This window comes from Spirochaetota bacterium, from assembly GCA_034190085.1.
In the GTDB taxonomy this organism is placed as follows: Bacteria; Spirochaetota; UBA4802; order UBA4802; family JAFGDQ01; genus JAXHTS01.
Window position 1 is genome coordinate 1 of record JAXHTS010000009.1, and the last position, 9,287, is coordinate 9,287.

At 38.2% G+C, this 9,287-nt stretch carries 7 protein-coding genes; 2 read left to right on the forward strand and 5 right to left on the reverse strand.

From position 1 onward, the window contains the following. Positions 1-263: 263 nt before the first annotated feature. From SVZ03_02010 to SVZ03_02025, 4 genes are all read right to left on the reverse strand, one after another. Positions 264-686: a hypothetical protein gene (locus SVZ03_02010; protein MDY6932982.1), complete on the reverse strand. Its 423-nt coding sequence runs from the start codon at positions 684-686 to the stop codon at positions 264-266. Continuing rightward, a complete protein-coding gene (locus SVZ03_02015) occupies positions 683-1,309 on the reverse strand; it encodes a hypothetical protein (GenBank protein ID MDY6932983.1) in 627 nt (208 codons plus the stop codon). The genes SVZ03_02010 and SVZ03_02015 overlap by 4 nt, the downstream gene beginning before the upstream one ends. Position 1,310: 1 nt before the next feature. After that, positions 1,311-2,117, reverse strand: coding sequence for a TIGR04255 family protein (locus SVZ03_02020; GenBank protein ID MDY6932984.1), 807 nt, complete (start codon positions 2,115-2,117; stop codon positions 1,311-1,313). A 409-nt stretch (positions 2,118-2,526) separates the two neighbouring features. Beyond that, the gene (locus SVZ03_02025) at positions 2,527-2,976 is read right to left on the reverse strand and encodes a hypothetical protein (GenBank protein ID MDY6932985.1); all 450 of its coding nucleotides are present in this window, start codon (positions 2,974-2,976) and stop codon (positions 2,527-2,529) included. Between the two features lie 1,273 nt (positions 2,977-4,249). Between SVZ03_02025 and SVZ03_02030 the strand changes: the two genes are divergently transcribed. Next, on the forward strand, positions 4,250-5,998 hold the full coding sequence (locus tag SVZ03_02030; protein ID MDY6932986.1) for a methylmalonyl-CoA mutase family protein: 1,749 nt from the start codon (positions 4,250-4,252) through the stop codon (positions 5,996-5,998). Between the two features lie 231 nt (positions 5,999-6,229). Continuing rightward, complete coding sequence (locus tag SVZ03_02035) at positions 6,230-7,975, forward strand: methylmalonyl-CoA mutase family protein (GenBank protein MDY6932987.1); 1,746 nt, start codon at positions 6,230-6,232, stop codon at positions 7,973-7,975. 207 nt (positions 7,976-8,182) lie between these two features. Here the strand turns inward: SVZ03_02035 and SVZ03_02040 are convergent, their stop codons facing one another. Beyond that, on the reverse strand, positions 8,183-8,785 hold the full coding sequence (locus SVZ03_02040; GenBank protein ID MDY6932988.1) for a class I SAM-dependent methyltransferase: 603 nt from the start codon (positions 8,783-8,785) through the stop codon (positions 8,183-8,185). Positions 8,786-9,287: the final 502 nt, after the last annotated feature.

Consider the following 9,287-nt stretch of genomic DNA (forward strand, 5'->3'; position numbering starts at 1 on the left):
TTACAAGCAAGGGATATTGGCATAGTGCAAAGACAGAAGGAATTCAAATTGCACTTAGTAATAACTGGTTGAAAGAACAGGGTTTGATATCTCTGAGAGATATCTGGATTTCACTTCGCTAAGGTTAACGAAACGCCCAGTGCGGACCCGCTTGCTTGGGTGTTGTGGGAGCTGGGGGTTAGAAACCCCTGGCTACCCGATTATAGGGCGTTTTTGTAAAACATATCTTAGTGCTTATTAAATCAGGTATTACCCTCTTGATTCTATTCACGAGCGGAATAAGACTCACGGACTGTTTCAAGAATAAGCTCAGCAATCAGTTCGTTATCTTGTTTTAAGTTATAGATTCCGCTGTGTGATGGATCATTTATTATGGGGTTATGGAAAACTTCAAGATTGCGACTATCTTGGCTTTCTTTTAGTACCTTTTTACGAACTTCACCGACATTTAGAATAGCTATTTTTGCACGTGCCCCTACAGCAAATGTTTCAGAATATATTGTTCGAATTTTTGTAATTTCGTTTTCTCTACTTGAACAGTTCAAAAATTCCAACCAATTTACTGATAGACTTTCTTCACCTTCTCTCAACATGAAAGCTGTAGCCTGAATTTGTCCTTCAGGGGCTTGCATAGGTCGACAGAATCGGGAGATATGGTCTTGATCGGGTATTTTCTCGCCTTTCATTCTGATATCCAATCCCATATACCGATAGACTCGACTGTTTTTATGAGAATATCAGTTGTTGCAGTGCCAGAAAGCCTAATTTTAAGTTCAGGATGTTTATCGTTCGGTTTGAATATCACAAAGCGGGCATCCCGATTTGGCAAGAAATGCACACTGAATATTTGATTCTGCTCACCTCTCCATGAAGCGTAGATGTTATAGTCAGGTGTTAATGAAATTGTTGGGCATTTTAGATTAGTATTTAATCGAAAAAAATTATAAAAATTGCGAAGCGATCCGACCGCTATGCCAAGACTGGCAGAATCTTCTTCCTTTGCATCATTAAACAAAGTGAGAATTCTATTGGCCAAACTTTCGCGATAGCGAGTAGGGAGTGACTTTCTAATCTGGTAAATTAATTCTTGTACTTGATTCTCTTCGTTATTAAGTAAATCCGTTTGTGTATAGGGATCTTCCTCCTTAGGAAAATACTTAGAAAAATCATCCTCTAAGGTTTCAACAATAAAGGTTTTACGCTTTGTTGGAAGTCCTTGAAATTCATCATATGTTCCAATATATGGGCTGCCTGTTTGGAAATCAAGTAATTGGTTCCCATATGCTATGATGGGTTCTGATGTTTGCATTTTATTCTCGCTCCCATATTTTCTGAATTGTAGGGGTTGTTATATCAGTAAAACCTTTGACTATCCATTCATGTGCTACGTCAAACCATTCACGAATAGCTTCTTTATTTGTTGACTCGCCAATTCCCCGAGTCTTCAATTCTAGAACAAGCAAGGTAATTTTGTCTTCAGTTCGTATAGCTTGTTTTAAACTAACTATCAAATGCCCTTTCTTTTCCGGCAAAGGGAATTCTGACCACCAAGTGACTTTTTCAGGACTTGGCAAGAAACGCTTATTATTTTGTTTCCAAACAAAATCCTGAAATATATTTGGAAGGTCATTGATGGTATTCCATCCTTGCCCATTTGGGATATGGTTGATATAGCTAAGTTCATATTCGATTGGTTTTAACTCTCCTAACTCAAGTTCAGAAAAAAAGTTAACGACAGTATTCAAAACACTCTCGAAATTCTTGATAACGTGGTCATATCTTGGATAATCGCTATGCCTACGTCGCCAATTGAAATAAAATCGATCAATTTGAAATTGAATTAATTGATCATCTAATTCGTTTATAAACCATAATCTCGGTAAGGGTATGCCTACTGTTGATTCTATTATAAATTCACCTTTAGCTGATGCTATCGGTGCAGCATGTTGGATAATCGGATAATCATTTCGAAATTTATCCCAAAGTAAACCGATATGTGGGATTCGAAGTTTATCGGGAGTATCAAATCGCAACCCGCAAACAACTTCGTTAACAGGCGGGTTCTTATAACTTGGAAGAGCGTCTGTTGAAAAGGAACTTTCGATTATGTTAGTCATAAAAAATATTACCCCCTTAATCTATGTTATTAACATCTATTATACCATAAATATTATTTAAAGGAAAAGAGCACATTGTTTTATCTTCTCTGATTGTAATTATGTATTGATTAAAGCACTATAACTAGTTAATATATAGTTTTCTATATAATAACAAATATAAATTACCAACAAGTCAAATTAAAAAATATTGAAATTATAGAACTGGATAATATTCAAAATATAATGATATACAGAAACAGGATACCCCCCAGGCTGCCCAATTCGTCGTTTCTATTATTTTTTGCGAGCGCTTTATTACATATATCAGCAATTTTCATAATATCAAAGTGTTTTTTAACTTCCTTGATATTATTTTATGCACAGAGTTGATTAGCATTTAAATCTATAATCTAAAGTACTAAGGTTTCTAACCAGGATAAGAAGCATTATCTCCCAGGCCAGGAAGAATATTACCTAGGTCGGGAAGAATATTACCTAGGTCAGGAAGGATATTACCTAGGTCGGGAAGAATATTACCTAGGTCAGGAAGGATATTACCTAGGTCGGGAAGAATATTACCTAGGTCAGGAAGAATATTACCTAGGTCGGGAAGAATATTACCTAGGTCAGGAAGGATATTACCTAGGTCGGGAAGAATATTACCTAGGTCAGGAAGGATATTACCTAGGTCGGGAAGAATATTACCTAGGTCAGGAAGAATATTACCTAGGTCGGGAAGAATATTACCTAGGTCGGGAAGGATATTACCTAGGTCAGGAAGGATATTACCTAGGTCAGGAAGAATATTACCCAGGTCAGGAAGAATATTACCCAGGTTAGGAAGGATATTACCTAAGTCAGAATGATTATTACCCAAGTAAGAAGGTTGATAAACCGAGTCGGAGGGGTAATTTTAATAAGAATTGCCCTGTTTTCCCTAATTTTTCTTTATGATTCCTTTGCGATCTCATCATCATGGGGCAATTATTTATTTCAACCTTTGTTGGCAACTACTCAGTTGTTTTTTCATATACACTATAAAATAAAAGATATATAAAGGAGATGAGTTGGAGCAGCATAAAAGCATGTAATTCCGGCTGTGGTGTAGCGGAATACCGGAATCTAAAGCAATTGTTAGTAGGGTTTTGTATACATTTAAGATTCCTGCATTGGTATAGCCTGCTTCTGTGAATACCTGACATCTGCCCACAAATTATTGTAAAATAGGGAATAAGAAGATTATTGAGATAAGGCGATTGATTATAAAGAAGATAAACTAACTGAATTAATAATAAAGTCTATTATTGAGGTTCATAATACTCCTGGTACAGGGTTTTGGGAAAGTATTTATAGAAAGGCATTAATATTTGAGTTAAACAATTGTAATATTATAGCAGAAAATGAAAGGGAAGTTATTATCTTTTATCAAGATGAACAAATTGGCTGTCCTAGGCTTGATATTCTTGTAGAAAATAGAATTATTATTGAACTAAAGAGTGTTGAAGATTTTTGTAAATCACATTATGCTCAAATTCGTTCATATGTAAAAGCAACCGGACTTAATGTTGGTATTTATGTTAACTTTGCTAAGCAGAGGGCAGATTTTAGAAGAATAGAAATTGATTAAATATCTCTATATCTCTTTAATCCCCACATCTCCTTGTTTTACACAAAAAAATTTGGGAAGAAGTCAGTGTGAAAACAGGGGGATGACATTTTCAACAACCTCAACTCATTCTACCTGTATTATTAGTAAAATAAATATTATTGTATCCATAGCTGAGTAGTTATCTAAATAGATTGCAGGAAAAATTAAACCAAAGAACAGCTATACCAAGCATGTGTGGCAGTCTCTTTTTATTAAGAATAATTGAACTCTAATAGTTTAAAAATCTTTTTGATAAACAAAAAGAAATGTTTGCTTGGCGGTTGTAGAAAAGACAAATATTACAGGGCTGGAAACATAAATGGAATAATACTTGATATTTTGAGATGTTTTTCTAAATTGGTTTCAATAACTATTATTTAGATTGGCCTTTGTGCCACGTAGATGGAATAATTTCATAGATTTATTATGAATATGCAGTAAATATTCTAATAGATGTTTTATTCATCAATTTCATATAAATTATAGGAGGTATAATAAAAAGATGAGTAATGATGATAAATTGAAGGATGTAAAATCAGCAAAAGAGGAATGGGAGGAAAAGGTATTAACCCCAGCATATCAGCGCTTTGGACAACAGGAATCACCCACAAGGATTTATACTCCTTTAGATCTAAAGGATTTTGATTATATGCGTGATGTAGGATTTCCAGGCCAGTACCCTTTTACTGGGGCATCATACCCAACAAATATTATTGGCATGGGGATGAAGATGATGGCCATGGGAGGGGGTGATATGCCGATGAGAAGGGCGGCAATCTATTCAGGTTATGGCACTTCTGAGGATACCAGGGATTATTATAAGGATGAGATATCTCGTGGATTTACTGGTGGTCCCAATCTGGCCTTAGACCTTCCAACTCAGTGCGGTTACGATTCTGATGAGCCAACGGTTGAGGGCGAGGTAGGGAAGGTCGGCGTTGCTGTGGACACCCTCAGGGATATTGAAATCATCTTTGAACCCTTTGTAAATGGACGCGATCTGGATAAAATAGGAACCAACATGACCATCAATTCAGCCTCGAATATTCTGATGGCAATGTATCTGTCCCTTGCTGATAAAAGGGGCATTAGTTGGGATAAGCTGAAGAGCACGCCTCAGAATGATATACTTAAGGAGTTTGTATCCCGAGGCACATACATTTATCCACCCAGGCCATCGATGAGATTATTCAGGGATAGCCTTGTATTTTTTAACAAGAATTGCCCTGGGATAAACATCACCAGCATTGGCGGTTACCATATAAGAGAGGCAGGCGCGACGCGGGAGCAGGATCTGTCATTCAGCATGGCTATTGGTATAGCCTATCTCCAGGAGGGAGTGGACGCAGGACTTGATATCGATTCATTTGCCCGTAGGTTTACCTTTAACGCCTTTGGCGGTAGTATGGAATTCTTTAAGGAGATTGCCTTCCATAGGGCAGCCAGGAGAATGTGGGCCAGAATATTAAAGGAGAGATTCGGAGCCAAGAATGAAGATAGTATGAGAATACGCGTGCCAGTTGCAGCTATGATAGGTAATAGCAGCACTACTAAACAGCGAGCTTTGAATAATCTGACAAGAACGGTTGTTGGGGGCATCGCGAGCGCCATGTCAGGCGGACCTCCGGCTGTATTCCCGCCATACGATGAGGCTTTAGGTCTGGGTTGGAGCAGGGAAGCAAAGCAGCTGATGATGGATGCCATACGAATTCTAATTGTTGAGGCAAAATTAACTGATGTTCTCGACCCATTGGCTGGTTCATATTATGTTGAATCCCTTACTAATGAGATTGAGGAGTCAGCCTGGGAAGAATTAAAGAAGATCGATGAGATGGGTGGCGCTGTGGCTGCTATTGAGGACGGTTACATGCAGCGTGAGGTAGCGAAGAGCGCTGCTGAGTTCCAGAGAAAGATTGATGCAAGAGAAGAGTTTATTGTAGGTGTTAATTGTTTTACTGACGACAATGAGCTGGATGTTACTACAAGCAAGTTGGTTGAGAATCCCTATGATCCTGAAAAGAGAATGAGAGCTGAGGAGAAGCAAAGGGCAGATTTGGCTAAAATTAAGAAGTCTAGGGACAATACAGAGGTTAAGCGATTGCTAAATGAGTTAAAAGAGTCTGCTAAGGATGAGAAGAAGAATCTTATGCCTATATTTATTGATTGTGCAAAGGCATATGTGAGTGAGCAGGAACAGTGTGATGTTTTAAGAGAAGTATTTGGCGAATGGGAAAAGGATACATTCGTATAGGTGATGAGCATATATCCCCATAGTATGAGGGATGGATGCTTTTTCATGGTTAAGGGTTATTTAGTATTGAGCAATTTGAGAAATAAAAATATTAATATCTCAATACATTAGAAGTTAAACTGTAATGCCTTCATTTCCTGCTTTAAAGGGAATGAAGGCATAATTAAACAGACTGATAGGGAAAAGTAACTTATTGCTTTATTTGGCAAATAATACTGAGGAGGTATAGTAATGAGTGATGATAAGCACATAGACATTGAAGTAGCTAAAAGGGAATGGGAGGAGAGGGTATTAACGCCAGCATATCAAAGATTTGGCCAGCAAGAATCACCAACGAGGATTTATACACCTTTAGACGCTAAGAATTTTGATTATATTCGGGATGTTGGATTCCCAGGCCAATATCCCTTTACTGGGGCCACATATCCAACAAGTGTTATTGGCATGGGTATGAAGATGATGGCTTCAGGTGGCGCGGATGTGCCAATGAGGAGGGCGGCTATTTATTCTGGTTATGGCACTTCAGAGGATACCAGGGATTATTATAAGGATGAGATATCTCGAGGATTTACTGGAGGGCCCAATTTAGCCTTAGACCTTCCAACTCAATGCGGTTATGATTCAGATGAACCAATGGTTGAGGGTGAAGTAGGCAAGGTCGGGGTGGCTATTGATACACTCAGGGATTTTGAGGTGATTTTTGAACCCTTCGTAAATGGCCGCGATTTAGATAAAATAGCAACTAACGTCACAATCAATGCTGCATCCAATGTTTTGATGGGTATGTATTTAGCTCTTGCTGATAAGAGAGGCGTAAGCTGGGATAAATTGAGGAGCACCCCTCAGAATGATATTCTAAAGGAGTTTGTATCACGTGGTACATACATCTTTCCGCCCAGGCCATCAATGAGAATGTTCAGAGACAGCCTTGTGTTTTTTACTAAGCATTGCCCTGGGATAAATATTACAAGCATTGGCGGTTATCACATAAGGGAGGGTGGCGCTTCACGAGAGCAGGACCTCGCATTTAGCATGGCAATTGGCATAGCCTACATCCAGGAAGGGATAAAAGCCGAATTGGATGTTGATTCATTTGCCAAAAGATTTACATTTAATGCCTTTGGCGGCAGCATGGAATTCTTTAAGGAGATTGCCTTTCAGAGGGCGGCCAGGAGAATGTGGGCCAGAATATTAAAAGAGAGATTCGGCGCAAAAAAGGCTGAAAGCATGAGAATACGTGTCCCAATGGCTGCTCATATCGGGAACAGCAGCACAACCAAGCAACGAGCCTTGAATAATTTAACTAGAGCAGTTGTGGGTAGCGTAGCTGCCGCTCTTTCAGGAGGTCCACCAGCAGGAGGCCCTCCTTACGATGAACCCTTGGGTTTAGGTTGGAGTAGGGAGGCAAAGCAATTGATGATGGACTCAATAAGAATTCTAATATTAGAAGCAAAGTTAGCGGATGTAATTGATCCATTGGCTGGGTCTTATTATGTTGAATCGCTGACAAATGAGATTGAGGAATCGGCGTGGGAGGAATTGAAGAAGATCGAGGATATGGGTGGTGCTGTGGCTGCCATTGAGGATGGTTACATGCAGCGTGAGGTCGCAAAGAGCGCGGCAGAGCGTCAGCATAAGATTGAGAACAAAGAGGAGTTTGTGGTTGGTGTCAATTGCTTTACTGATGAGAGGGAACTGGATGTTACGACAAGTAAGATAGTTGAAGACGCCTATGACCCAGTGAAGAGGGCTCAGGCTGAGGAAAAGCAGAAGGCCAAGTTGGTTGATATCAAGAGGACAAGGGATAACACAGAGGTGAGCAGATTGTTAAGGGATTTGAAAGAGTCTGCTAAGGATGAGAGTAAAAACCTGATGCCAATATTTATTGATTGTGCAAAGGCTTATGTTAGTGAGCAGGAACAGTGCGATGTCCTCAGGGAAGTATTTGGTGAATGGCAAAAGGATACTTTCGTTTAATGATTGCTCGATAGGTTAGGGGCCTGTTTCAGTAAGCCATTGTCAACAAATAATTGTGTCAATTATTGATATGAAGATGAGTTTATCTTTAAATTTTAAGCTTTCCATTCCTTTGTATAATTCTTCAAGTTCTTTTAATCCCTGATCCAGTTCATCAGGGCTGAATTTAGCCAGATTTGACATAAATCGTTTTTTTATGTTTTCAAATCAATATTCCTTATCCACCCTCACAGGGTATTCCCTTGCCCAAAGGAAAGCCTTAAATCCAACCTCCTCAAGCTCTTTTGTTATTGTATTATAATGTGGTTGGCCCTGTTCAAAGGCCTGTAGAGCAGCCTGAAAGAATGGAAACTCCACCTTGGGGGGGCGGGTAATAATCAATATCCTTCCCTCAGGGTAAAGCTGTTTATATATTCCCTTCCAAATATTTATTCTATTATTAAAATGATGAACCGCTTCCTTTATAAATATCTTGTTATACTTAATGTCATTGTTTATGGCAAAGGAGAGGGCGTCTGTAGATAGGGTTGAGACGCCATTTAGGCCCTTTGCGCACTCAAGCATCTCCAAGCATGGATCAATGCATAGGATATCCCTTTGCACGCTACAAGTATCATATATAGCTTTGGCAGAGGACCCAGTTCCACCTCCTAAGTCAACAACAATGTCGCCCTTCTTTATCTTGAGATCATTTACTATCCAATGGACCACATCAATACAATAACCTTCAGTAAAGGATAGAGCATCGTTGTATTTATCAGCAAGATCCTTGTAATGTTGATTATATAATTTGTTATTCAGCTCTGTCATCTGTCCTCTAAATTCTGTGATTAGATTTACATTTTAGCTTATGATGAGATAATCCGAATATGAGATAAAGAGATGGATGCCGTTGGCTATATTTATGATCCACTCACAAGGGAAAGGTTTATATGTTAGTCTAGCGACTATATGCACCTGGAACTTATAAAAGTAAATCAACTTTAGGTATTAAAATGGTTTTTTTCTCAATTTAAAAATTTTGGAATAATAGTTTACTTATTTTGTCGAGTATAATAGAATTAGGCCCAATTTTTATTAAGAAATATCTAATATTGATAGTAAAATTATACAAATAGCTTTCTATAATATTTTGCTATCAATATATGCCTGTAATCGTGTGTCATTGACTCTGATCAAAATATATTTATGAGGGTGTAATCATTTTTAATATTTACACTCATGCACATTTTGTCAGATTATAATATAATCTATTATTTTCCTTTTTCATATAATAATCCCAGTAATCATTCAAATCACCATTTAGAAATGT